Annotated in this window: 21 protein-coding genes; 12 read left to right on the plus strand and 9 right to left on the minus strand. The window is 39.1% G+C overall.

The window, feature by feature from the left end; all coding sequences use genetic code 11:
- Positions 1-6: 6 nt before the first annotated feature.
- Positions 7-810 (minus strand): hypothetical protein, encoded by an 804-nt coding sequence (locus FXV91_RS11150; RefSeq protein WP_229390677.1) that lies wholly within the window; start codon positions 808-810, stop codon positions 7-9.
- Between the two features lie 300 nt (positions 811-1,110).
- Here FXV91_RS11150 and FXV91_RS11155 point away from each other — a divergent pair, with 300 nt between their 5' ends.
- The 6 genes from FXV91_RS11155 (at position 1,111) to FXV91_RS11180 (ending at position 10,976) form a co-directional block, all read left to right on the plus strand.
- Complete coding sequence (locus tag FXV91_RS11155; RefSeq protein ID WP_345945505.1) at positions 1,111-1,203, plus strand: UPF0228 family protein; 93 nt, start codon at positions 1,111-1,113, stop codon at positions 1,201-1,203.
- 436 nt (positions 1,204-1,639) lie between these two features.
- Positions 1,640-2,200, plus strand: a complete 561-nt coding sequence (locus FXV91_RS11160) for a class I SAM-dependent methyltransferase (protein WP_229390678.1) — start codon at positions 1,640-1,642, stop codon at positions 2,198-2,200.
- 561 nt (positions 2,201-2,761) lie between these two features.
- Positions 2,762-3,022 carry a UPF0228 family protein gene (locus FXV91_RS11165; protein WP_229390679.1) on the plus strand — a complete coding sequence of 87 codons (261 nt, stop codon included), beginning with the start codon at positions 2,762-2,764 and terminating at the stop codon, positions 3,020-3,022.
- A 133-nt stretch (positions 3,023-3,155) separates the two neighbouring features.
- On the plus strand, positions 3,156-4,337 hold the full coding sequence (locus FXV91_RS11170) for a hypothetical protein (protein ID WP_229390680.1): 1,182 nt from the start codon (positions 3,156-3,158) through the stop codon (positions 4,335-4,337).
- 541 nt (positions 4,338-4,878) lie between these two features.
- Positions 4,879-8,862 carry a NosD domain-containing protein gene (locus FXV91_RS11175; protein WP_229390681.1) on the plus strand — a complete coding sequence of 1,328 codons (3,984 nt, stop codon included), beginning with the start codon at positions 4,879-4,881 and terminating at the stop codon, positions 8,860-8,862.
- 557 nt (positions 8,863-9,419) lie between these two features.
- Entirely contained in the window at positions 9,420-10,976 is a 1,557-nt protein-coding gene (locus tag FXV91_RS11180; RefSeq protein WP_229390682.1) for a dicarboxylate/amino acid:cation symporter, read from the plus strand.
- 196 nt (positions 10,977-11,172) lie between these two features.
- Here FXV91_RS11180 and FXV91_RS11185 read toward each other — a convergent pair whose 3' ends face one another.
- The 3 genes from FXV91_RS11185 to FXV91_RS19785 form a co-directional block, all read right to left on the minus strand.
- Positions 11,173-12,936, minus strand: a complete 1,764-nt coding sequence (locus FXV91_RS11185; RefSeq protein ID WP_229390683.1) for an aldehyde ferredoxin oxidoreductase family protein — start codon at positions 12,934-12,936, stop codon at positions 11,173-11,175.
- Positions 12,933-13,451, minus strand: a complete 519-nt coding sequence (locus FXV91_RS11190) for a 4Fe-4S binding protein (protein ID WP_229390684.1) — start codon at positions 13,449-13,451, stop codon at positions 12,933-12,935. The genes FXV91_RS11185 and FXV91_RS11190 overlap by 4 nt, the downstream gene beginning before the upstream one ends.
- Before the next feature lie 404 nt (positions 13,452-13,855).
- Entirely contained in the window at positions 13,856-13,981 is a 126-nt protein-coding gene (locus FXV91_RS19785) for a hypothetical protein (RefSeq protein WP_255680243.1), read from the minus strand.
- Positions 13,982-13,990: 9 nt separating this feature from the next.
- On the opposite strand from FXV91_RS19785, the gene FXV91_RS11195 reads away from it, so the two are divergent.
- Positions 13,991-14,200: a hypothetical protein gene (locus FXV91_RS11195; protein WP_229390685.1), complete on the plus strand. Its 210-nt coding sequence runs from the start codon at positions 13,991-13,993 to the stop codon at positions 14,198-14,200.
- 979 nt (positions 14,201-15,179) lie between these two features.
- On the opposite strand, the gene FXV91_RS11200 is transcribed toward FXV91_RS11195, so the two are convergent.
- Positions 15,180-15,503: a hypothetical protein gene (locus FXV91_RS11200; protein ID WP_229390686.1), complete on the minus strand. Its 324-nt coding sequence runs from the start codon at positions 15,501-15,503 to the stop codon at positions 15,180-15,182.
- A gap of 2,367 nt (positions 15,504-17,870) precedes the next feature.
- Between FXV91_RS11200 and FXV91_RS11205 the strand changes: the two genes are divergently transcribed.
- Positions 17,871-18,767, plus strand: coding sequence for a right-handed parallel beta-helix repeat-containing protein (locus FXV91_RS11205; RefSeq protein WP_229390687.1), 897 nt, complete (start codon positions 17,871-17,873; stop codon positions 18,765-18,767).
- Between the two features lie 446 nt (positions 18,768-19,213).
- On the opposite strand, the gene FXV91_RS11210 is transcribed toward FXV91_RS11205, so the two are convergent.
- Positions 19,214-19,393, minus strand: coding sequence for a hypothetical protein (locus tag FXV91_RS11210; protein ID WP_229390688.1), 180 nt, complete (start codon positions 19,391-19,393; stop codon positions 19,214-19,216).
- Positions 19,394-19,399: 6 nt separating this feature from the next.
- Between FXV91_RS11210 and FXV91_RS11215 the strand changes: the two genes are divergently transcribed.
- A complete protein-coding gene (locus FXV91_RS11215) occupies positions 19,400-19,621 on the plus strand; it encodes a hypothetical protein (protein ID WP_229390689.1) in 222 nt (73 codons plus the stop codon).
- 335 nt (positions 19,622-19,956) lie between these two features.
- Here FXV91_RS11215 and FXV91_RS11220 read toward each other — a convergent pair whose 3' ends face one another.
- Complete coding sequence (locus FXV91_RS11220) at positions 19,957-20,598, minus strand: HAD family hydrolase (RefSeq protein ID WP_229390690.1); 642 nt, start codon at positions 20,596-20,598, stop codon at positions 19,957-19,959.
- A gap of 632 nt (positions 20,599-21,230) precedes the next feature.
- The gene (locus tag FXV91_RS11225; RefSeq protein WP_229390691.1) at positions 21,231-22,286 is read right to left on the minus strand and encodes a tetratricopeptide repeat protein; all 1,056 of its coding nucleotides are present in this window, start codon (positions 22,284-22,286) and stop codon (positions 21,231-21,233) included.
- Positions 22,287-23,279: 993 nt separating this feature from the next.
- On the opposite strand from FXV91_RS11225, the gene FXV91_RS11230 reads away from it, so the two are divergent.
- Both FXV91_RS11230 and FXV91_RS11235 read left to right on the plus strand, forming a co-directional pair.
- The gene (locus FXV91_RS11230; protein WP_229390692.1) at positions 23,280-24,734 is read left to right on the plus strand and encodes an NAD(P)/FAD-dependent oxidoreductase; all 1,455 of its coding nucleotides are present in this window, start codon (positions 23,280-23,282) and stop codon (positions 24,732-24,734) included.
- A gap of 326 nt (positions 24,735-25,060) precedes the next feature.
- A complete protein-coding gene (locus FXV91_RS11235; protein ID WP_229390693.1) occupies positions 25,061-25,411 on the plus strand; it encodes a Rieske (2Fe-2S) protein in 351 nt (116 codons plus the stop codon).
- A gap of 234 nt (positions 25,412-25,645) precedes the next feature.
- Here FXV91_RS11235 and FXV91_RS11240 read toward each other — a convergent pair whose 3' ends face one another.
- The gene (locus FXV91_RS11240) at positions 25,646-25,924 is read right to left on the minus strand and encodes a hypothetical protein (protein WP_229390694.1); all 279 of its coding nucleotides are present in this window, start codon (positions 25,922-25,924) and stop codon (positions 25,646-25,648) included.
- 299 nt (positions 25,925-26,223) lie between these two features.
- On the opposite strand from FXV91_RS11240, the gene FXV91_RS11245 reads away from it, so the two are divergent.
- Positions 26,224-26,759: methyltransferase cognate corrinoid protein (locus tag FXV91_RS11245; RefSeq protein ID WP_229390695.1), on the plus strand; the 536-nt coding region annotated here is incomplete at its 3' end.

Consider the following 26,759-nt stretch of genomic DNA (forward strand, 5'->3'; position numbering starts at 1 on the left):
AGCTTATTACTGCCTGCGTCTTACAATCGGAACTGCCCCGAAAACTGCTGCAAGCACCCAGAAAGAGCTCATGAAAGGAATTCTTTTTGATTGAATAGTAGAACCGAATCCTTCTTGCTTACCTACTGTTTCTTTATTTGCTGCTTCTTTATTTGCTGTTTCTTTGTTATCTGATGCTTCGGTACCATTTGTGTTATTATCTGTTTGATTAATTGTACTCAACAATTCTTCCAGAGTAACAGTTTCATCGGGGGTTATAGCTTTCCCGTCCTCGGTTAGTGTATATTTTCCGCGGTAAAAATCTGTAACTATGAAGTGTTCAGAACCAATATCCTTTGTATTCGGATTAGCATCTTTTCTCAGATAGAGCAAAACTTTTTCACCAGCATTGAAGCTTGGATCAGCATCTGTAGTCATGCTAAAATCCCCAATCGTCCCACCGGTGACTCTTACAATGAGCTCTTCGGATGATAACGGGTTTTTCAGGTATTCATCAACACTTATAACGATGTCAGTGTAAATGATGTCGTCAGGATAGTCAAGTTTATGAAGTAATTTATTCGGCTGTTTTCCGTCTGCTGTATTCCATCTGGGTGGAAGCATTTCTTTAACTGTACCTATTACAATCGTATCTGAGTAGTTACTTAACTCTTTATGGGTGTATGGTATGAAATCTATACATATGTTAATACCAACGGGTTCATTGTTATTGTTTTCGAGTTCAGTATTATCGTTTGAAGGACTGGACAGCGCTAAAGCATTTAATGTCAGCAAAGAAAGAACCAAAACCAAAAAAATCCCATATTTCATAATATTTTTTATTTTACCGCCTCCATAGATGGAGTAAAAATTAGATTTGGCTAATACATTTGGACTTTTTAACTAAGTTTTTAATAAACCTTTGTAAATTTTTAAGTCCAATTCCTCAAATTGACCATTTTCATCTCTTTTTTCATCTATAATTATTTCCTGACCCTTGATTGTTTGATACTCTGGCCAGAAAACTTATAAAGAGATAACATAAAACAGTTTATGAAATTCAAGTACACAAGTAGAATGAATTTTTCTTGCGATACTGGACAAATATAATATTCAAATGAAAAGGTCTCAATTGACTGTTATATTCTCTTTGAAGATGAATCCAGGAATTGGATTCCGGAAGAAGATGCAATCTCAATAAAGTATGAGCTTAAAATGAATTAAAATATCTTTACTGTATCCCTTAATTATCGTAGCTAGTTTATTCATATTTCCCCGTCAATTTTTCGAAAAACTTTCGGTTGACGTTTAGAGTGATTCAGGATCAATTGCTCTATATGATAAAAAAAGTTAAAACCATACTATTTTTTCATTCATCAGAGATGCCGGACTGAAGGAAATCGTAGGGCACAATCTGGATTTCTATTTCTATTTCTATTTCTATTATTACTGTCAATAAGTATGGACTTCTGAGCCCTGAAAAAGCAACTGAGATCAATAAATATAGAACTTGCACACTTTAGGTATAAAAATAAGTTACAATAAAAATATCATGATTGAAAATGACGCTTCAGGTAATCAAAGGCTTAATTCTATTGATTTTTCAGTTCTACCGCATAATTACTAAAGAAAAAAAATCATAGATTGGAGGAAAGGAAAAATGGAGAAAAAATCTACGGAAGTATGCCCTTATCAGAGGGCCTGGACCCTTGACAACTGGATTCGCAAGCTTTTACAAAACCCCTACAAAATTGTTGGCGAATATATCAAAGAAGGTCAGGTTATTATGGATCTGGGCTGCGGGCCGGGTTTCTTTTCTTTGGCAATGGCGAAGCTGGTAGGCGAAAAAGGAAAGGTTATCTCGGTGGATATTCAGGATGAAATGCTTCAGATCTTAAGGCACAAAAGCGAGCTTAAGGGGCTTAATTCTCGTATCATCTTTCATAAAGCCCAACCGGGAAAGTTAGGCATCTCCGAGATGGTGGATTTTGCACTGGCTTTCTATATGGTTCATGAGGTCCCGGATAAAAAGAGTTTCTTGATCGAGGTCGCTTCCCATCTCAAGCCTGATGGCAGGTTTTTGATTGTCGAGCCTAAATTCCATGTCTCAAAGTCTAACTTTGACAACACACTGGAGCTTGCCCGATCCGCGGGTCTTGAACAGGTCTCTGAACCAAAGTTTTCTTTCGACAGAGCGGTGCTTTTGAAGCCTGTTTCCTGAATAAAAACTTCATAGAGCAATGTGAGTGGCTTTCCCAAGATGTTTTTTAGGGATAATTTGCCTGGTTTATTCCTAAAAGCGACATGATCCAAATTTTCTTGTAGAACATGGATTTTGTAAAATTTAGTCATCTATATCTTAAATTGACCAGTTTTACCACCAATATAAAAGTTGTAGACTCATGTAGCTTTTTTTATTTATCTTATGGAAACATTTGCGGTAAGTATAATCTTATAAGTTTTCTCTCCAGATCATCAAACTGACTGTTTTTCATACTCATTTCTAATCCGTAATTATTTCCTAATCTTTGGTTGTTTGAGACTATGAAGAGAAAATTTATAAGGAATTAACAAAAAGAAATTTATGGAGTTCAAATGCACTTCCCAAGCTCATAAGAACTCAAGGTATCCTGAGATTTGTAATTACTTAGGATCTAATTAGAAAGCTAGTTCTTCGATTCCAAAATAAATTCCTTATTTAATGGGAAAATTGGTGACCATTGGATATATTCAAACTTCAACTTTTGTGAACATACTTCGGAATCGCAATACTATATTCTATTTGAGTGGAAGTATAAAAATATCTGTGGTTAAGAGTTTTGCATCTTTGAAAAATAGGAGCAAGAACTTGAAGGATAGGATGTATATGGGAAATATTTACTACGTAAAAGTAGATGAAAATAAAAGAGACGAATTAAGTAAAGAGGAGAATTGGAATGAACCAAATAATTGGATTCCAGAGAGAGATGTAGTCAGGATGAAAAATGATATTGAAATGAATGAAAAAGTTTTGATCATAAGCCCTGACTATATTGACGAGTAAAAAATATGCTGCAATAAATTATCATTGGATAGTATTATGATATTATTGTAAAGTTACAAAGAAAATATCTTAGTATTTAGTGTTTCTGTTTCATTGAGTACTGAACGGGCACCATGTATTTTGGGGTGATAGAATGATTAAGAATTTAGAGTATAGAATTTTCCAGATTTTTCTTGTTTTAATTCTGTTTTCGCAGTTATTGAATGTAACATCTGCAGAAGCACCTGCAGAACAATGGAACAGGTCTTTTGGTGGAGATCTTGAAGATAGTTCCTGGTGTGTTCAACAGACGTCAGATGGCGGGTATGTAGTTGCAGGTATAACAGCTTCGTATGGCAAAGGCACGGAAAGCTATCCGGATGCCTGGCTTATCAAGGTTGATGAGAAGGGGAATCTGCAATGGAATAAAACTTTCGGGGGGACATACTTTGATGAGGGATACTTTACTCGACAAACCTCAGATGGCGGTTATGTGCTATCGGGTTATACATTCCCTTCTGGCTATGCTGAACCCTGGCTGATCAGGACTGACAATAATGGAAATGAGGTCTGGAACAAGGTATCTGATGAAATCACTCACGAGGACTATCTTCAATATCTGGCTGAACGTACCTCTGACGGGGGATACATTATTGGAGATACGGTTGAACAAGAAATTGGAGGTTATTACGCTTCTCTTCTAGTCGATTATGATATCAGGATTACTAAATATGATATAAATGGCAATCAGCAATGGGATAGTACATTTGGCAAAAATCATAGTCTTGAAACATTAGGTTCTATGCTAGATTCTGTTAAGCAGACTTCAGATGGTGGTTATATAATTGCCAGCTCGACTAGATCAAAAGAATCGAACAGTGATGATATCTGGTTAATCAAGACCGATGAATATGGTAAGGAGCAGTGGAATAAGACCTTCGGTGGCCCGATGGATGATATTGGAATCTCTATTTATATGACTTCAGACAGTGGGTATGTGTTAACAGGAAGGTATAACGATTCTTCATCTTTCGTGATAGATGGTTCTGCTTTCATACTTAAAACGGACGGTGAAGGTAATCAGGAATGGATAAAAGAATTCACAAATTGCACGCTGTATTCCGTTCAACAGACTTCGGACGGCGGGTACATAGCTGCAGGCGTTAAAAATGGGAATGCATGGTTAGTTAAGCTGGCAGGAGTTGGAGAAGGTGCTGATTATAAGGATGGAAAAGGTATTGAGCATGAGGATACATCAGAAGGTAGTTTCAGCCTAATAAAAGATTATATTTATGACGCTTTTCCATGGGTTTTTTCAGTGAAGCCACTTAAGTAAACGAATCGTTCCAAAACTCACTCCTTTTTTCTGCTTTTCAATTTTACCTGGACTCCTTGATACGTTATTACAATCCTCAAATCGTTTACAATCTCTGGGGCATTCTGCCTGCTCTCCTTTTTTCGTCATTCCAAATAAATTTCGGACTATCTGGATCCAGCAAGAACACACCTCTTCCCAATCAACGCCGAGGAGAATAAGAACCCGCATTCCATTGAGCAACGATACGATAGCGACTGCAAGGGTGCGCGGATCAGTCTCGGCCGGATTAAGGTCTTTCTGTTATTGTTCTGTGATTTCATGGACTGGATCAATGCTACTTTTCATGTCTTCGATCAATAGGACTTTTCATTAATTGCAGATTCACTTTGCGCAGCAATGTCCATTTATGATCGAGCCGTCCCCTGAAGGATCTAACTATTTATATCTTCAGTTACACTAATAATAAACAATATATAAAAATTTAGCAGATATTTCATCTGGAATAAAATTGAATCTAGCGCACTACTGCTGTAATTTAGGCGCTAGGAGACTTGAAAAAATGGCATTACTATACAAAAAAAATGAGCTGCAATTCCTAACAATTGCATTTTTTATCATTCTTGTCTTGAATGGAACCGCAGCCGCTACGTCTGTACCTTCCACGTTATATGTGGATGCAGAAGGTAATGGAAATTATACAACTATCCAGGCTGCGGTAAACAACTCCAGTTCCGGAGACACAATTCTTGTCTATCCTGGAACGTACACTGAGAATGTGAATGTTAGTGTGGCAAACATAAGTATCCTCTCTTATTCTGGAAATCCTGAGGATACAATTGTGAAACGCTTGAATGTGCTGAGCCATAATTTCAAAATAACTGCTAACAATGTGACTATCAGCGGCTTCAACATCACCGGGGCAGGTTCTACAGGAATTTATATGAGCGGGTTTTCAGGAGCTAATATTACAAATAACAAGCTCTCTGGAGTTGGCTGCGGTGTCCAGATAGAGAGTTCCAGCAGATGCAGTCTGACCAATAACACAATTACTGATTCTGCGGAAAAGGGCTTCTATCTCGATACTTCCAGTAACTGTACCATAGCCGACAACACAATCTCGCATACCGTGGAAGAGGGAATATTACTCGAGGATTCTATTAACTGTACTCTGACCAACAATGCAGTTACAAACTCAGATGGCATTTATCTGGTTAATTCCGATGAATGTGTCCTGAGAAACAACACCGCAAGTTCAGGAACTTATGGAATCGGCCTCCTTGACAGTGAGAACTGTACTCTTACAGACAATATCATGATTGGAAATAACTACAATTTTGATGTTTACTCCAGCAACTTTGATAATGCGACAGGGAATATAATCGACACCAGCAATCTTGTTGACGGAAAATCTGTCTATTATCTTGAAGAAGATCCCGATCCTTCAATTGGAAGCGATGCAGGGGTTGTCTACTGCATAAACTGTGGAGATGTCGAAATTAAGGATCTTGTCCTGAAAAACAACATATACGCAATTTTTCTATACAATACCAGTTCGGAACTGCAAAACAATACCATAAATAATACCATATACGGAGTTACGGTTTACTCTTCTCAGGATGTCAGACTTTCGAACAGTACGGTCGAAAACTCAATGTTTGGAATTGAGCTGGTCGAGTCCAGGAATGTTACAATTGAGTCTACGAATCTTACCTTCAATGACGATTTTGTTCCAGAACCCATATTCGGGATTGCTGCTCTTGGTTCTGAGGACTGCACATTTACGGACAATAATATTCAGAACTTCACACTTGGAATTGGCGTCCTTGGTTCTCAGAACTGCATACTTACGGACAATAATGTTAGGAATTCCATGCTTGGAATTGCCACCTTAGTATCCGAGAACTGTACGCTTACAGGCAATTCTATTCAAGAATCAATTAGCAGACGTGTCGCTTCTGGAAACTCTCAGCTTGTAAGAGGCGAGGAAAATACTCTCCTGACGGAAAATAAGTTCATTAATGCGAACCTCGTACTGTCCGAGGGACCTGAGTTCTCCGGGATCTATTCTGCATATTGCGAGAACCTGAGGCTTGAAAATAACATCATCGACAGGATATATAGCACAGGAATTTATCTTGCAGACTGCCAGAACCCCTATCTTGTGAACAACTCTGTACAGGAAATCGGATATAGGGGGATTTATGCGGTTAATTCTTCCGATGTAGAACTTCTGGACAACACGGTTCAGAATGTAACCGGTACATCCATGCTATTTGATGCTGGAGTAAGAGAAAGTACTCTAACAAACTCAAATCTCGTGCAGGGCATATCTTATGACTTAACAGGGATCTGTTTTATTGACTCACATGGTCTAAGGCTTGAAAACAATACTATTGATCATATAAATAACAAAGGAGTTTATCTTGCAAATTGCCAGAATGCCAGTCTTATGAGCAATTTTGTAAGGGATATAGGGGGTACGGGAATTTATGCGGTTGATTCTTCCAGTATTGAACTTCTGGACAACGTCGTTCAGAATGTAACAGGTGAGACTCGACATACTTATACTGGGAATTCTCCCCTTGTCAGCAGGATTCAGGAATCGGGATATGGAATTTATTTTGAAGAATCCCGGAATATCAAGCTTGCGAGAAACGCAGTAAGTGATATAGAAGGATATGTGGGTGTGGGAATTTATATAGTAGACTCTGCCAGTATGGAGCTTCTGGGTAATACCGTTCAGAATATAACTTATATGCAGCTGCCTGCAGCCGGGAACTTCTCATCTGTCAGTTCCTCCCTTGTCAGCAAAGGTATTGAATCTCCTGGATGTGGAATCTGTTCTGTTTATTCAGAGAACCTGATGATTAAGAATAATATTATTAACCAGACAGATAACACAGGAGTTCTTCTTAGCAGGTGCCAGAATATCGGGCTTATAAGCAACTCGATACGGGACGTTGGATATATAGGGATCTATGCAGCTGATTCTTCCGGTGTAGAACTTCTGGACAACATGGTTCTGAATGTAACAGGGAAGATCAGGATCTATAATGCTGGAAATTTCCCCACTGTCAGTTCCCCCATTGTCGGCATAAATCGGGTATCAGGGTATGGAATCTATTTTGATTCTCCAGAAGATATCAGACTCAAAGGCAACACCGTTAAGGACTCTTGTCAGGTCTGGGGAATTTATCTCTATGAACCTGTGAACGCAACCTTTGAAAGCAATACTCTTGAAAACTGTCAGGGCGGACTTGTTGCAGTCCTGGGTGAGAATTTCAGCATAAGTGACTGTTCCGTAACTAATTGCACTTCCGGAGGAATTCTGGTTATTAATCCCGAGGAAGGTACAGGGACCGGATATACGGTCACAGGCTGTACTGTCGAAGGGAGTGATATCGGTCTACTGGTAACAGGAGAAGGCACTTTTTCAGAAAATACTTTGTCCGGAAACTCCTACGGACTAATTCTCTATAATGTAAATAACAGTCTTATCCGTGACAATACACTGGATCAGAACAGTCTGGCAGGGCTTGCCTTTGATCTTGAATATGTTGAAATTATGGCACGCAGCGGGCTGATGAAGAGTATGGGAAGTCCTGAAAGCACAAATAACACTATTTATAACAATTATTTCAACAACGTAAACAATACCCTAATTAACAGCGAGGCAAACAACACCTGGAACATCAGCAAAACCTCAGGGGAAAGTATAGTTTGCGGTCCGTACCTGGGAGGTAACTACTGGGCAAATCCTAACGGAACGGGCTTTTCCGAAAACTGCACTGACGCTGATAAAGACGGAATTGCAGATTCCTCCTATGAAATTATAAACGGAACGTCTGACTATCTGCCCCTTACAATTATCCCTACTTCCACAACGACCAGGCAAAAAAGTTCTGCTAACTACATTCCATCAAGCGGAAGTTCCGGAGTTACAGGTATTGACAGTGCACAGAAGAGAGTTGCTGCAGGATCAAAAACAAGCTTTAGCTTCAACAATCCTGTTTCCGGTATACTGGGACTGAGTTTTACCTCACAACAGTACTCCGGGAATGTCATAGTAAGGATTGAGGTGCTTGACGGAAGTTCCGGAGAAAAACCTGACGGAGAAGTCTACCAGCTGATGAACATCCTGGTCGGAAACGAACGGTTTGAAAGTGGAAGCAATATCAATGGAGCATCCATTAACTTCAGGGTGTCAAAGAGCTGGGTCGAAGAAAACAATATTGGTGTCTCAACCATAACGATAAACAGATTCCATGACGAAAAATGGAACGCGCTTGTCACAGAAATGACCTCTGAAGACAAAGAATACTACTATTTCACGGCAGAAACACCGGGATTCTCCCGCTATGCAATTACAGGAGACAAGCTTGGTAATGCAGTAATCATTCCGTCTGAAGAAGAAACAGGAACAGTTACCGGAGAAGAACAAACAAATGGTGTACAAAAGAGTACACCTGGATTCGAAAGTACCTTTGCGGTTCTCGGAATCCTTGCTTCAGTATTCTTTGCAAAGAAAAGAATCTTAAAATAATTTAGAAACTAAACAATTTAGAAACTAAACAATTTAGAAACTAAACAATTTAGAAATTAAACAATTTAGAAACTAAATAATTTAGAAACTAAACAATTTAGAAATTAAACAATTTAGAAAATAAGGGAACATGAAGTAATATTCCCTTATTTTCTACTTTTTCTTTTGCCTTTAAGATTTTCTTCTCGAGCTTTTTTTACTTTATTTTTCCTAACTTCTCATTATCTTAAACATTAAATGCTCATAAATGGCTACCGTATATAATACTCGCTCATGGGCATATAAAATAGGACTATTTATAACACTAAGAGCCCATAAATTAAAAAATCAGACTATTATACGCATCATAATAACAACTTAAAAAGTTTCTTTCTTTTATTTTTCTGCATGATCTATTTTTCTTCAAAGCTTTTTTCATTTTTTGGAACTTAATGAATTATTATGTATTTTTCTAAGCTTTTATATAATTTAATGTAAAAGTAATTACCTGAATAACTAAATTTCTAAAAGAAGAAACAGACTCTTGAGACCCCAGCGATTTTTAATTGTGATCCCCCATGAAAGACAAGGAAAACCATTATATCCCGAATCCGAGAGAATTTGCTCAGGAAATTGCAGAGGAGACCAGGCTGCTTCGCCAAGAAATCACTGAAGGAATCACGCGTATTTATTACCCTCTGGATTTCAGGCGAAACAATTCCCTTAAAAACCTTAGCAATCAGCTTCGTGATTTACTTGAAAAGAAGCTCTGGCTAAAGATTCTTATAGCAATGGGGCTCGGAGTATTTATGGGGCTTTTCCTCGGCCCTTTTGGAGGGTACGTTGATCCCGTTTCCGCAGAAATCATGGGAGAATGGATTGCTCTGCCGGGTTATATTTTCCTCGGGCTCCTGAAGATGATTGTAATCCCACTTGTTTTTGCCTCCATTATTCTTGGGGTGGCTTCAAGCCAGAGCATGACCGCCCTCAAAAAGACAGGGGTTTCAACAGCTATTTATTTTGTAATAACGACTGCAATTGCAACTGCTATTGGTCTGGGAATGGCGCTTTATATCCAACCCGGGCAGTATATAAGTGGAGACCTTATTGAGAGTGCACTGGGGAGCGAGGTCCAGGTAGGATCGGCCGGCTTAAGTTTCAATCCTTCATTTCTTACTCTGCCCTCATTGCTTATTGGAGGTCTCCTGCCTTCTAATCCTCTCGGAGCTATGGTTAATGGAGAAATGCTGCAGGTTGTAATCATTGCAATAATAATAGGTATTGCCCTTGTGTCTCTGAATAAGGACCAATCAACTCCAATGGTCAGCTTCCTGACCTCCGTACAGGCCGTTTGTATGACAGTGGTCAAATGGAGCATGTCTCTTGCTCCGATTGCAGTTTTCGGACTTCTTACCAAGTTTACCATCAAACTGGGAATCGAAGCTCTTCTCGGAATGGCGGTATATGTGGGCACAGTACTTGCAAGCCTGCTGCTCCTTATGTGCCTGAACCTCCTTATCGTCACTTTTGTTGCAAGGTATAACCCCTTTGAATTCCTTAAAGCCATAAGAGACGTTATGCTCCTTGCTTTCTCCACGTCCAGCTCGGCTGCAGTTATGCCTTTATCTATCAAAACCGCAGAAGAAAAGTTAGGTGTCAGGCCTTCGATTTCACAGTTCGTAGTCCCTCTCGGAGCCACAGTAAATATGAATGGGACTGCCCTTTATCAGGGAGTAGCTACAGTCTTTCTGGCTGAAGTCTTCGGGATAGAACTCGGGCCTTTCCAGCTACTTTTCGTAATGGTTATGGCTGTTGCAGCTTCCATAGGGACACCTTCGATTCCGGGGGTGGGAATTGTTGTCCTTGCCATGATTCTCAGCAGCGTAGGGATTCCTACAAGCGGGATAGCTCTCATAATGGGAGTGGACAGGATTCTTGATATGAGCAGGACTGCAGTGAATGTAGCAGGAGACCTTGTGACCTGCAAGGTTATGGACCGCTGGATTGGAGGGGACGTTAAAGAAAGGGTCGATGAAATAGTCGAAATAAAAGTTGAGAAAGTCCCTGAAGAAAAAATTGAGGACAAAATTAAGGCAAATAAGGATCTTACAACATCTGAAAGCTCAAGTGTTTAACCCCTTAAGTAAAACCCTTTTTCCTGGCGCATGAGGGCTTCTACCAGTCAATGCGGTATGGAAAATACGCTCTCGAATAACAGGATATAGGGTGATAAACATAACTTCGGGGTTTTTTAAATTGATCCATAATCTCTTATTACAGGATCTTAATCTGTCTTTGAGGCATCTCAGGCTGCAGCAGATTTGAGATGCCTTAAACTCCCCTTTTTTCTCTATACATTTCAATTGCTTTCCTTACCCTTTCTTCTTCGAGCATCCCGGTAGTCGAGGCAGTTTCAAAAAATCTTTTTGGGAGAGTGAGATTTTCGAACCTGAAACCGAATTTCTTTTTTAGTTCGTGTTTTTTCCTGAAAATATCCTTGCCCAGTTCTTTCAATTCTTCTTCGGTTCTTTCTATCCCTATAGACTTAAGGGCCAGGATTATATTTTCGTATGTGTAGACATTTCTGGCAAAGAGACAGGCAACCATGCAATTCAGAACACTGCGGCGGTCTTCTTCTTCTATTATGTATTCAACAATTTTCTCGTCCGGAATCGGGCGGTTAAACGCAGCCTGGTCTGCTGCATAGCCTGCGTTGTCAAGATGAGAGTGCCGGGAGCTTACACTAAGCCCGAGTGTATTTCCAAGTCCGGTATGGTAACCTGGAATTTCCAGCCCTCCCAGCTGGACTGCAAATTCTTCTCCCCCGTACTTTTTTGAGGCATAATCCACACCTTTTCCAAGGGCTGTATAGAATTCGTTAGGAGCCTGGACTACAAGCTCTATTGCCCGGAGGTAAGAGGCTTTATCTCCCCATGACAGTTTGAGCCCAATGGTCTCTTGAGTGGAGATTTTTCCTCGCTGCTGCATCTCCGTAGCCCAGGCAAGCACCACTCCCATACTTATTATATCGACCCCGGCCTTTTCGCAGGCATCAATAAGTTCGAGCACGGCTTCAGGGTCCGCCACTCCAAGATTCGAACCAAGAGCATAAATCAGTTCGAAATCATAGGAAATATTCAGGGTCTCGTACTCATGAGCTTTTGAGAATTGACGCTTTAGCATAGCTATATGGACGCAGCCTATGGGGCAGCCTGCACAGGAAACCCGCCGGATAAGGTATTTATCCGCAAAGACCTCTCCCGATATCGTTTCGGCTCCTTCGAAAGAAGCTTCCTGCAGGTTTCGGGTAGGAAGGCCTTTGAGTTCATTTAAGACCAGGATATTTTCGCTCGTGCCCAGGTTGTGATACTTCTCGGTGAGTCCTGTTTTCACAATTGTATCGTAAAGCATGCTGACAGTCTTTCTGTAGGCCTTGTGCTCAGGGCTTTTTATCTCCCTGTTTCCGGAAATCAGAAGGGCTTTAAGTTTTTTTGCCCCGAAAACGGTTCCTAACCCGAGGCGCCCGAAATGGCGATAGGTGTCAACATTAACACTTGCATATGTGATTCCTTTTTCTCCTGCAGGTCCTATCCGGATAATACTGCGCCTGCCTGCTCCGGGCTCTACTTCGCGGAGGATTTTCCCCACGTCAATTGCTGAAGATAGGTGCCATATGGAAGACGCGTCCCTGAAAGTAACCTTATCATCGTGAACTGCCACATAAACAGGGTATCGGGAAGCCCCTTTTATAACAATTGTTTCGTATCCTGAATAACGCATGGACATAGCAAGGTGGCCACCTGCATAGGATTCTCCGAGTTCTCCGTTAAGAGGAGAGCGGAATAATGCAACGGTTTTGGTGCAGGTTGGATATACACCTGAGAGAGGTCCTGTGCTTAAGATTAGTGGCATTTCAGGATCTAGAGGACCTGTCCCCTCTTTATACTCTTCAAGCATGAGGTTTGTGGCAATTCCTATGCCTCCAAGATACTTTTCATAAAGATCCGGCCTTTCCTCAATATGATAACTCTGGCTGGTCAGGTCAATATAAAGTACATTTGTAAGACCTGGAATAGCATATTGCTCTGTTGTCATTTTTCCTCCCCGGATTCCTTTTCCCCGTAAAGTTCTTTATGGGATGCAGTAGGGCTAACCGGGTTTGTATCCTCAACCGGGCCTGTGTCAGTAACCTTTATTTCTCCGCTATCTTCTACTTCAATCATTTCCAGAACATCATGAGGGCAGAACTTCGGGCAGACCCCGCAGTGCTTGCAAATAACCGCTTTTTTTTCCGCGTCAAGATGAATGGCCCCCATTATGCAGGCTTCTATACAGTTTCCGCAACCATCGCAGATCTCTTCATTGAGGTTGACCCCTCCCCCTTTCCGTTTGGTCAGCGCGCCAAGCGGGCACGCTCTCATACATGGAGGGTCGATGCAGGCATGGCAGACAATTTGAGCGTAAGGAGTTTCGATTCCGCCTTTTGTCTGGATGTCAATCCTGCTGTTTTTCAGAGATATGGTATCGTACCAGGTCCTGGCACAGGCCATCATGCAAGAATAGCAGCCTATGCAACGGGCCGGGTTTGCAACTTTTAACCTTTTTGCCATTGCGTTCCCACTCTGGATTCCCTTTTACAAAAAATAGGTTTCCTCAGTTTATATAATGTAGTATTGAAATGCAGCATCAATCGAGCCCCGGATTTATAGATAATTTGAAAAATGGAAAAGACTTCCTGTGTAAGATTTCCTGTGTAAGATTTCCTGTATAATATATTAAGATTGCATTGAAAGAAATCCTTCCTTGAATGTAAATAGAAAGGTCTTTATCATCGGATCACATAACTAGGATAGCGGATTCCGGTTCTGTGAATCACCAAAAAATAGTTATCGGAGATATTTGGTCTGGAAGATTCGTATGCAACAGGATGAAATGATACAGCAAAACAAAATGATGCAGCAAAATAAAGTGATAATTGGTACCTTTAGTTTAGTGTTTATTTTGTTAGCGCTAATCAGTTTGTACTGGATCTGACCTCAAGCCCCAGTGGGGTAAGGGATGGTAATCCAGGAGGAAGCGTTAATTCGACTTTCAGAAGGATAAAAGCTTTCTTCCGGGCATGCTTGATACTGTTTCCCATGAAGCTCAGATGCAAAAAAATCATTTTAGATATGGAACCGAGCATTTTCTTTGTGGTTCCAATCAATTACCTGAAGTTCACCCTGGACCGCAGGAAATCCAGGGCTCCCCTGGCTTTTCCAAGCAGGTTGTACAGGTTGACAATAGTTCCAGTTTATTGGCCGGCCCGGCAGAGGACGTTGTAGAAAAAATGGCCATGGCTCAAAACAGCGGAACATGACTCATCACACACTTTATACCAGGTCCGGAAAAAGAAGCCTCGAAAAGAGACGTTGTTGTAAGAGGGACTTTGAAAGACCTGGAAAAGGTGCAAAGACAGGAAGTAGAGCAGGAAGTGTGAACCTGCAAAAGAGTAATCGTGTAGAGGCCCTGAAAAAAAAGGAAGGTGGAAGGAAGTTTCAGTTTTCCTCGATTTCAGGGTTACTTTTTTAGGATAGAATTTTTCAGAGTTACTCTTTTCAAATGGCGTATTTCAGGGTCAGTTTTTTGGACATAATATTTCGAGGCAAAGATAGTTCAGGCTCTCAAATCTGAAGAAATTGCTCTTTTAATCCTGTAAGTAAGTAAGTAAGTATGTAAGTATGTAAGTATGTAAGTAAGTAAGTAAGTAAGTAAGTAAGTGGGCTGTGTAAAAAAGTTTCTCCCTGAGCGTAAATAGAAAGCTTTTTATCCTTATTCTACATAAATAATACTGTAGATTTCGGTTTTTTTATAATTATAAATCAACTATCGGAGATATTTTACACATCTTTACGGAAGGTTCCCCATGCAGCAGAACAATGTGATAATTGGTACATACGGTTTATTATTTACTTTAGTTTTGATTATCGCCTTTTTGTTGTTATAAAACTAATACTCCTCATGCTGTTTTCGCAACGATTTCCGGCTGCCCTGAAATCGACAAAGAGATACGAGCTGGCCTGATATTTTTTGGGGCCTAATTCTGAAAATACGTATTAATTTTCCTGCGATCGAGTTCTTAAAAAGATTCTGCTGAAGAAGTGGTCGAAAAGAAGGAGCTTTTAGAATTGGATCGGCTTCTTTTATCAATTGAATATGCCAAGAAGCGTAGCTTATGGAAAATTTAGATTGGATTATAAAATCGGAAAAGCTCTTTAGCTTGATAATCAGCAAAAAAGGTCTTCAGGGTAAAATATCATACCCTGGATCTAGATTCTAAGTTGCTAATAATTATCGTGTTACTCAAGTAATACCGACGAGTCGTCGAAGTTAACATACATTCCGCCAGTGGACAAGCTACTGACAAGCTCTACGGCAGTAATAGGTTTTCCGGCGCTTTCAGTTCCATGGTTCGGGTTGAAGATGTCCCCAACTGTGGGAATAGAGCCTGTAGCTGCAGGCTCTCCAATAAAGCCCGTCAGGACGAAACCGTCAACCTGTTTATGAGTACGTGCATCAAACTGTACGTCACTGTTAACAGCTGTATTTCTTTCGTGGACCACTGAGTGAGTGATTATTTTTGGCTCTTTTCCACCGGTAGTAATGTTCCACTCAACTGTCACATTGTAGACTTCTACTACATTATAAGTAAATATGGTATGATTTTTCTACCCCACACGATTATATTGCCGTAAATAGAAGGAACGCTGCTGCTGTCTACATCTTTAGTATGTAAGACATGACCCTTGTTTTGAGATCATACACAGTAAGCCTTGGCACTCCAGTGCTCTCGTCATGCCATACTAGCTTATTGCCAGAGATAGCCGGATGAGACGCTGCAGAAGATCTAATTATAGTGTCTGTTTTAGTGGTCAGGTTGTATACATGAATAACACCATCATCTGTCCACGCTACTTTACTAATATCGATAGCAGGCTCAGAGCCACTGACAATTTTTGTATATTACACGGCTGAAGCCACTGTCGATACAAAAATCGAAATCATAAAAACTGACAATATCGAAAGTAATCTACCTTTCATTTTCTTCCCCACTATCTGTCGATATAAAGCCTTTCTAACTTTATATGCCGACATAAACTCATATAATTTTAATTTATTTATAATAATTTAATTTACTTGTTGATTTATTTTTTAGTTATTATATTGATAGAATTAGTCATCAATATTTTTATAAAAGTAAAATATCTTTGATCTCAAATCTCAGTTGTATATTGACATTTATTCTGGAACCTTGAGGAGTTTGCAATAACAAAGATATATGCCTGCAACCTCGTTTCCTGGCAATTTAACGGTTTGTGTTTACCTGAGTGAAAAGTGGTTAAAACTACCTGTCGGGTAAAAATAAGACTTCAGGTCTAAATCCATATGTCTGGAAATATTAGTCAAGGAACTTGCGAGCACGAAATTTCACAGGGGGGCCAGACGGGATATCTTCCTTACAGTTTCATCCCTGTAAATGTAACTGTCATGTAACTATCAATGTAATGTGAAGGTTCCATGCAGGGATATAATTGGGTCCCAGCAGGAAATATCCTGTACTTCAATTTTTCATGCCGTCAACGAGGGCATTTTGTTTTCTGGAATGATGCTGAAAAGAAATAGGGATGCCCATGTCCCGGTTCTTGCGCAGCATCCTGCAGGGAGTAATTCAAAGTTCTGTTGTTTATGGATAGCTGGGGGAAAAAATAAGAAATAAAACTAACCTAAATGAAAAATCAATATCAAACAGAGAGTTAAAGGCTAAAAAAAGGAGATGATTAACAAAAAGGAAATTTGTTGTCCAATTTCAATTTCTCCGCACATACTGATAAATATCCTTCTGATTTAATGATATCTTTCTGAACCTTAGTAGGCTCTCTCAGAAATTAACTTATAATAATATTTCCTTAAATAGTCTATCCTGGAAGCCGAATTGTCCCAACAATTAATTGTCCTTTTATTCTGTTCCTGGATTGATTTCATTCGGGTTTCAACGAATTATCTTGATTCGACTAACTCTACGTATTTAATTATAACTTATCTCTTAATCATGGAACTGATCAAAGGAATTCTTTTGAAAAGTTTTTCTCCATACATCTAAAAAATATTTAATTTATTTAAGCCAGAAGAATGGATCGGTAAAAGTACCAGTCTGATATCCGGGCCTTTTGCCTTTTTGAGCGTCACGTCTACAAAATGTGTTTTTAGGTTTTAATTAATGCAATAATTCCTCCAAAACTCTACTTTTTCATCTACTTGAAAACTTGTAATTCCCTGAAATGACGGGAAACTGTATAAATTATTTTAATAAAATACCAAAAATACTTTATAATAGGACCGCATAGGGTTTGATTGTCAGTTCAGTAATTCAATAACATGTGAATGGAAACATTTTCAAAAGAAGAGTTGACCTGACTAAATGCCGTGATAATTAAAACAGGAGATATTGACCAGAGGAGTAATGTCCCGTGGTCAGTAGCAAATTTTGATCGGTAGAAGTCGAAACTTCTAATATCCGGCCATTTCCAATGACTAATCCCTATATGTGATTGGATAATGGAGACTCTGTGTGCAAAGTGTTCGCCCCACAAAAATCGCAGAGAACCTAATTGGATAGGTTCAAAATATTACGCAGACGTAATACAGATTTTGAATAACAGCATAGACCCGACATGATTAGAGAATTAGGTACCTGATTGATCCAGGTACAGAATCAATCTGATCAAACAGTTCGGAAAAACTATTACGAGTACGTAATATGGAATTTTGAGAGATATTTGGGACAAGTATAGTTTACTATGAAATTTTGAGTTTACTTAGTCCTTACAGATCCAACCCAAAGGTGATACGATGCTAAATAGACATCCAGGAACCCTATTCCTGATAATAGGTCTTATTTTAACAACCGTACCGGCTTTGGGAAAAAATATAAAACTACTCTAAGTTTTTGAGTTTACTCAAATTCTAAAATCCAACCCAAAGGTGATACGATGCTAAATAGACAGCTAGGAACCCTATTCCTTGCAATATGCCTTACTTTAACAACCGTACCTACAGTATTAGGCGGAGAGAACACACAGATAATAACAGTTGCCGGAGATGGAAGTGGAGACTACAATTGTGATGGAATAGACGATCACATTCAGATTAACCAGGCACTTGAATATGCAGCAGGAAATCCGGGCACAACTGTCCAGCTTAAAGGCCCATTCACGTATGACATCGGCGATTCTCTTCTGATCGGCAGCGACACAACCCTTTCTGGAGATTCCGGTGTAACAATTAAGCTTGCCAAAGGACTACCAGTCTGGGGCGGGCGTGAGAGCAGTATTGCAGAAAAGAAAGCTATGCTTATGATCAGAGGCGGTTCTGCAAGCAATGTTGTAATAGAAAATTTAACTGTTGATGGTAGTCAGAGTGACTATTATCCTGGCGTCAAGCTCGGAACTTCAATCTATAACATGGCAACTATAATAAACTGTAATGGATTAACAGTTCAGAATGTTACATTCCAGAACGGATGTAATGATGCCCTGCTTATTTCAAACTCCAGCAATATAATGATAGATACGATAACTGTAAACAAATGTGGACATGACGGCGTATATGCCTATCATGTAAACGGTATTACAGTTAAGAACTCTAACTTTATTAACAGGACCAATTCGTCCGTTAGATTCGATTCCGTTACTGATGGAACCATGATAAACAATGAATGTACCACATCCGGCGGTGGATACGCAGGTTTAGAATTACAGGGAACTCTTAAAAACATAGAAGCCTCTGGAAACTATTTCCATGACCTGGATGCACCTGCAGTAGTACATTTAAACACAAAAGAAACAAATGTAAACATCCACGATAACAGAATTGAAAATTGTGGATAAAGAACTTTATTGATTGGGAAACTCTCAGGTGATGAACTGAGAGCCAGCTCAATTTACTGAATATACTAAAATTAGAACTTAAAAGTTGACTCTTTGAAGTCAACTTTCAAGTTTCTACGATTTTCACGCTAGATTAATCTGGTTTTAATCTGGTTTTTCGAGGATTAATTCACAGCTTTTCCTGTAATGCTTCATTTCGTTTAGAAATGTAATATCTGTTCTTATTCTTTGTATTTGTCCTTATTCTTGTATCTATTATCATTCTTTGTATCTATTATCATTCTTTGTATCTATTATCATTCTTTGTATCTATTATCATTCTTTGTATCTATTATCATTCTTGTACATATTACTGTGGAGGAAGCTTATATTCTATGGACCTTCATAGAATTTGATTGAATTCAGGAATTCCATTATTATAAATCTATAATTAAAACATAAGATTTTCAAGATAGGCCGGAAGACAATTGTTTTTCAAGGTTGTCCAGCAACCTGAACATTAATTCTCTGGATTCTTTAAGGAGATCATCTCTATCCAGTATTTCATCTTCTTTCTGAATGTATTTTCCCTCAACGAGTTCATCCCTGCAGTTTTCAATTATATTTCTGATTGTCTGGTTGTTCATTTCCAGATGAAATTGCAGCCTGATTACCCTTTTTTCATAAATAAACCCCTGGTTTTTGCAGGCTTCGCTTTCAAAGAGCCTTTTTGCTCCTTCCGGCAGGCTGAAGGTGTCTCCATGTCAGTGAAGCGCAGTGAATTCTTCAGGGTACCTTTGAGCAGAGGAATCAGGGAGCTCGAGAATATCTCTTCTTTTCCCGCAGATACTGGAAACCACCCTATCTCCCTGTAATTGTTTTTAAATATCTCAGCCTTAGGACGTCAGTAAGAAGCTGAGCTCCAAGGCAGATCCAAATTACTGCTCCCCTGTGCAATGGCTTTTTCGAGAAAACCTTTTTCTTCCCTCACCCAGGAGTATTTTTCATACTCATAAATATTTATGGGCCCACCCATAACTATCAGGAGATCAAATGACTCGGTTTCCGGAAGGTTTTCATTTTCGTATAAACGGGTGACTGACAGGAAATGATTTACTCCTTCTACCGGATAAGTATTTTCTATGACCCTAAATCCGGCTGATTATTCAAGATTCATTATTCAGAAAAGTAATCGAGTTTTGGGATAGTCTCATTGATTAAAAAGTTCCGATAAATTCTTTAAAATCCTTATGCACGGATATTGTGAAAACTCTTTTTCGTTTGTTGTTCCTGTGGTTACTGCCGCAAAGTCCACATGTGCTGCTAAAGCTGTTTTAGCGTCTACCAGACTATCTCCAATATACAGCACATCATTTAACTGTGCGTTAAGGCTGTCAATTGCAAGTAATAACCCTTCAGGAGACGGTTTTGGTACTTTAACATCTTCTCTCCCAACAATAATATCTATTAAATCCAGAACGCTGTGCAGATCTAATGTTTCGATTATTCTGTAATGATATTTTGTAGTTACAATTCCCGTATTAAAGCCATCTTGCTTTAACCGTTGCAATGTGTTTACCGTATCGTCAAAAAGTACGGTGTTTTTTGACATGACCTCATCAGCCTTTTCTCTGAATAAATTCTTAAAGCGATTTATCAGGATTTCATCTTTATAGCCCGTCAGTTGTATGAACGCTTCGTCCAGCGATAACCCGACAGTTCTTTTTATGCTTTCACTGTCGCATCCGGGAATTTCCAGCCCGCTGAAAGCGTGGTTAAAACTTGATACAATACCATCTGTTGCATCTGCCAGTGTGTAGTCAAAATCAAAAATAATGGTACTATATTTCAACTTTCCACCTCTTTTACCACCTCTACTTCTTTTTCTACCTCTATTACTTCAGCGGCTCTTAAAGGTTCTTCGTATTATTTTATATTTTTTTATCAGACTAAACTCCCACTTCCTGTTTCCTGATACCCTGTCTCCCTAACCCCTGTCTCCTGATACATTTTGTACTGCTGGCTTCCGGGATGCTGCTGTGCTGATAATAGAGTGGGCTATGGAGAGATAAACAGGGAATCTGGAGGGATAAATAGGGTATCTGAGGCCTTGCCTTTCTCCTGATATTTTGTAGAAAAGCATAGAACTCCTCATTTGCCCAGGTTTAAAAAGCGCAAAAATTTACCGACTTAACTAAAAAAGACCGACTATAAAAAGACCAGACTATACAAATTTTGAGAATCAATTTTTAATGCATTATTGAAGAAGCTCGGTGTCCTTTTGTACGATTAAGCTTATAAAAAGCAGACCCTTCATTAATCTGTGCTTTAACTGAGTCTGAGTTTTGTTTTGCCACTTCATCAAATGTCTTTAACAATCTATTCTACTGATCATGTTTTTTGATCCTGCTTTAAGAGGATAGGCCCCGTAAGACTTAAAGCATAGTTATCTTTAGAACTGTTTCTTAATTGTATTCGATAAATTTAGTTATTCTCCGTTAATTCCAGTATATGGATGATAGAGTTTTTTAAATTTAAAGCATCTATGTCTTTAGGATTAATTCTTAAGACATTCTCCATTGCAGATAATGATTGATTATATCTTCCAAGTTCAAAGAGAATAGCCCCTTTATTTAACCAGGCTTCAAGTATATTCGGATTCTTTTGTAGTGCTTTGTCAAATGCTTTCAGGGCTTCTTCGGGTCTGTTAAGCTTATAAAGAGTAGAACCTTTAAAGCTCCAGGCATTTGCGTTCTTAGGATTAATTTCCAGGGACTTATTAAATGCCTCCAGAGCTTCCTCGTACCTGCCAAGCATGTAAAAAGCGGAACCTTTGTTTCCCCAAATATCTGCGTCTTTAGGATTACTCTCAAGACCCTTATCGAATTCCTTTAATGCTTCTTCGTATTTACCCAGCTCATAAGAATCTCTACCTCTACGCTCCCATGTGTTAGAATTTTTTGGGTAGCTGTCAGGAATATCACTTGTTCCTCTAACCAGTTTCTCTTTTTTAAGGGCATGAATCATAGTTTTATGTTTTTGTATTTCAGAATCTGCAGGATAGATGGCTGAGATTTCATCAAGTGCATCCAGTGCCTCTTTATATCTTCCAAGTTTGCATAGGGAAAAAGCCTTGAATTTCAACGCATATCTATAGTTTACGCTGTTACTTTTTTTCCATATATCCATATTTTCTTTAGAAATCTCTGTTGGCATAGTTTCCAGAGCACCATCAAAGGCATCTATTGCACTATTATATTTTCCTGTTTTATAAAGAACTGTGCCTTTGATCAGCCAGGCTTCAGTGAAATTTCGATCCGTATATATTTCTTTATTAAGGAAGGAGAGTATTTTATTAATGGTCAGAACACTTTCATTTTTCAATGGAAAACTTTTATCTTGCATTAAAGTCTCGATAATGTTAATTATGTCCAGGTAATCTTTCCTTTCTTTATCTATTCCTGAACCTGTAAGTTCCTCTTTATCTAATGAGCTTCTCTTTAATTGTTCAAGTTCATACTTTTCATCTTTCTCAGTCATAACACCAGAACCCCACTAAGACCGCAATAGAAATTATTTAACTTAGTTATTTTAATTGAATTAATTCGGCTTTGTAAAAGCCTATATTAATTACTGCAAGAAGCTGAAAGTAGATGAACAAATATATCAAGGTCATTCGACTCAAATTAACAAAGATTTGTTATTTCAGAGAATTTATACAGAACCCTGAGCTCATTGACTTTAAACTCAATGGTTCTCTTCCAATCCCCAATTGTCCCTATATAATATATTTGCAACAAAATACTAAAACATACTTTTAAAAACAGATCTTGAAGGAAGTGCGTATTCTTAAAACGCCAGAATTTGATTAACACTTTTTAATAAAGGATTGTAAAAGAGAATGCTATCTTTTGTCAGTACAATTTTAAAATGATTGTAAAAGAGAATACTATCTTTTGTCAGGACAGTTTTAAAATGAAACGGTTGTGGGCAGTCTTACAATAGCGTTTCATTCTTTTGCGTTACGCGTTCCCGATGATTTCGTACAAAGCCGAGATTCGAATCCGCTGAACTCTTCTCTCAAGCTACCGCAACTTTCGGTTAAAATTATATACTGCTTCTGATACCTGCATCCAGACATGAGTACAAAAATACACCCGGATTAAAGTTTTACTTAAATACAAAATAATATCTGTAAAAAAATAAGCAATAAAAAAATTAGCAGTAAATAACTAAGCCGGATTTGATAATCTCTGGCACGAGGACTATTAATTATAAATACTATTTTTTTCTCTATATTACTCTACAAAAAGAAAGGAAAGTTTTAAGATAACTTTGCAAGATCACAAATTACATATAAAATAATTCCACACATATTCCATGTTTAAAGTACTCCGTTAAGTTTTAGAACATAACTTTTGTTAAAGTATGTTCAATATATATGGAATCCTTTTATGAATTCAGATTATACGGTGTATGAACTGCATCAACTGAAAACTTGATTTGCTGGAATAAATAGAGGTAGTTTAAGGAATGAAAAAATATGATGTAATTGTTGTTGGGGCCGGCGTAAGCGGGCTTCTGGCTGCTCTGACACTTTCCAAGCATGGAAAGAATGTCCTTGTTCTTGAGAAAGGACGGTATCTCGGGGGAAACTGCAATAGCTATATGGTAGACGGGTATCAGGTGGATACAGGAGCACATGCAATAACCCATCTGATCGAAGGTCCTCTCCCGAGGTTGATAGATAATTACTTTGATTTTCTGCCTGTATTTGAGGAATACGGGCACTACTATGTCAGAACTGAAAGTACTTTTACCAAAATTCCTTCAAACCTGAAAGATTTCGTGACTTTTGATGTGCTTCCGAGAAAGGATAGGCTTATTCTCTCACAGGCTCTTACGAAAGCTCTTACACTCTCATCTTTCGGAATAGACCTCTCGGACCAGTCGGTTTATGATTTTTTACCTAAAAATCTTTGCAAAGACACCTATGACTTTGTGGACACGATCTCGGGTTTTCTTTCGGGAAAGTCAATGAGAGAAACCTCTGCCCAGCGTATCCTCTCTGGCAGCAGTTTTGTCAGGGACAGCATTACACAGGAACAATTTGACGCCATGATCGGAAAGCTCGAGCCGAAAAAGCGTCAGTCTGCTGAGTCCATCCTTTCTTCAATACTTCCATACCATCTCCATGCTTCTTTGCAGGCCCGTGTGGACAAAGTAGCTCAGCCCTTCACATCCCTTGAAAGGCTTGCTACAAACAAGGTCAATTATTCCCAGGGATACCCGAGAAAAGGGTTAAAAGCCCTTCTGAATGCCATCCTTTATTCCCTCCCTGAAACTGTGGAAATAAAAAAAGAGTGCGAGGCAAAAAGCATCCTGGTGCAGGGTGAAAAAGTTTCCGGTGTGGAGGCTGATGAAGTATATTCAGCTGATCTCGTGATCTATACAGGTTTTGCAACCGAGCTCCCGAGGCTTATTAAGGACCTGCCACCGGCTTATAAAGAAGAACTTAAAGGAATCGTCCATAGCAAAAGCCTGACTATATGGCTTGGTTTGAAGGAAGAGCTTCCTGAGTTCAACTATACAGGCTCTGAGATCTGGTTCAAAGACTTTGCCTACTGGGCAATGCCCATCAGCAACTATGACCCCTCCCTTGCCCCAAAGGACAGGCAGCTTGTAGGCTTTTCCTTTGTAATAGACAAGGATCAGACCGAAGAGCATGAGCTCAAAAAAGCCTATGACACAATTTTCCGTGCCCTTCCGAATATCGAAAAATACATCGATATGCAGCATGAACAGATTATGGTCCCCGAAAAAGCTGCAGTCACAATTGACGGGAAATTTGCGGATATCAGGACTCCGGTCAAAAACCTTTATATTGCAGGTACTGATACTGACAAACGCAGCATGGGAATTACCAGGGCGTCGTACTCAATAATCGAGCTTTTAAAAATCCTGAATGAAGATGGAAATCTACATTAAATTGAAATCCTGATTAAGAACTGAACTTCATTTTTCTCTTTTTTACTTTTTATTTCCTTTTCTCCTTTTTATTTTTTGTTTCCCTCTTTCTCTTTTTTTATTTTTTATTTTCCTTTTCTCTGTATTTTTTTCTATTCTCTTTTCCCGTGATTTTCTCCCTCCATTTTTCTTCTCTTACATTTTTGTCCGCCTTTTTCCTTTTCAGCAAAACTTATACAGGCATCAAGCGTATTGTATAAATAAAAATTAAAAAGAATTTTCGAATTAAGTAAACATCAGGATCAAAAGTACAGCAGATCGAAAGATTCCGATTTTGGGCTGATAACATGCCAGATGAAAATATGCCTGAAACAGGGCCGAGCTCCGGGTTTGAGCCTCCCTGGTATTATGTGGCTGAGGAAAGCAGCCTGAAAGAAGGAAAGCTTCTGCACGTCGAACCTTCGGGAAGAAATGTGCTCTTACTTAAAGCGGAAGGGCAGGTCCATGCTTTTTCAAATCTCTGCCCTCACGCAAGGTGTCCTATGGATAAAGGCAGGCTTGAAGACTTTGTACTAACATGTCCTTGTCACGGCAGGAGATTCGACGTCAGGACAGAAGAGTGCCTTAATGACTCCCTGAAACTGAGGCGGTATGAATCAAAATCTGAGGGCGGCCGAATTGGAGTGAAGCTCGAATAAAGGCAGAAAGCGAGTAACAGTTAGTAAAATTTATTAAGGTTAATACAGGTTAGTAAAAGACAGTAAAAGACAGTAAAAGACAGTAAAAGACAGTAAAAGACAGTAAAAGTGAAAATCGAACTATTCTCAGCAGAAATCTCTGCCTCTAAAATTTGAATTGAGGGCTCATTTATTTATTTATTTATTTATTTATTTACTTATCTATTTATTTATTTATTTGGGTCTATGTTGTTATCAGGAGGAGACAAAAATTAACGGGAATTCTGACATCAAAGGAATCTTAAGCCTTTTTTTCGGACTGATAAGTGTCCTTTTTTCTCTTTCATTCTGGTTCGGAATAGGTAGCCTGTTCTTTACATCCTTTGCAATACCCTTCTCCCTTGCAGGTATTACCCTTGCCAGGTCCCGCCTCAAAAAGAGCAAGGACGCAACTGCAAAAGCAGGGCTTACAGCAAGTGTATTTGGCTTTCTGCTAAACATTGCGTCGTTCGTTATGTTTCTTGTCTTTTTCAAATGAGCCCTGTTCTTACAGAGCTCTGTTCCCGCATTTTGCGCTTTCTACTGAAACCCTTTTAGTTTTTATTAACTATTATTTTTATAGGAATTATAAATCTCCGGCTATGCTTTAGCCAAACATTATTTATAGTTGAATCCATAGTCTTGCTTTTTTCAAGGGAAAATTATATATATAGATCAAATCTAGAAGAAAGTTATATATATGTTTAATAGGTAAAGAGATTCCGTTACCCGGCAAACAGGGCAGGTTTCCTGTACCGGACGAAAATCATAAAACAGAAAGAAGTGATGATGGGATGACAAATACCGAGATTTTTAACAAGCTAACGAACGCGATCGTAACACAAAACATCGCAGGCTGTGCACAATTAACCCAGGAAGCTCTTGATGCAGGAATTGCGCCTATTGACATTATCACAAAGGGTCTTTCTCCAGGAATGAAAATCATTGGTGATAAGTTTGAAGCCGCAGAGATCTTTCTGCCCCAGATTATGATGTCCGGAAAAGCCATGAGTAGTGCAATGGAAATCCTTACTCCCGAACTTGAGAGAATCAAAGTGGCAGGAGATGAAGGAACCGGGCTTGCAATCACCTTTGTTGCAGAAGGGGATATTCACGACATCGGACACCGTCTTGTCTCAACCATGCTCGGAGCAAACGGATTTGAGATTCTTGATCTCGGCGTAGATGTCCTCAACGAGACTGTTGTAGATGAAGCTGCAAAACGCAAAGGGCAAAAGATCATCCTTGTTGGCTCAGCCCTTATGACAACCTCCATGCTCGGCCAGAAAGACCTTATGGACAGGCTCAGGGAAGAAAACCTCAGGGACAG

The organism is Methanosarcina sp. DH2 (genome assembly GCF_020804225.1).
In the GTDB taxonomy this organism is placed as follows: domain Archaea; phylum Halobacteriota; class Methanosarcinia; order Methanosarcinales; family Methanosarcinaceae; genus Methanosarcina.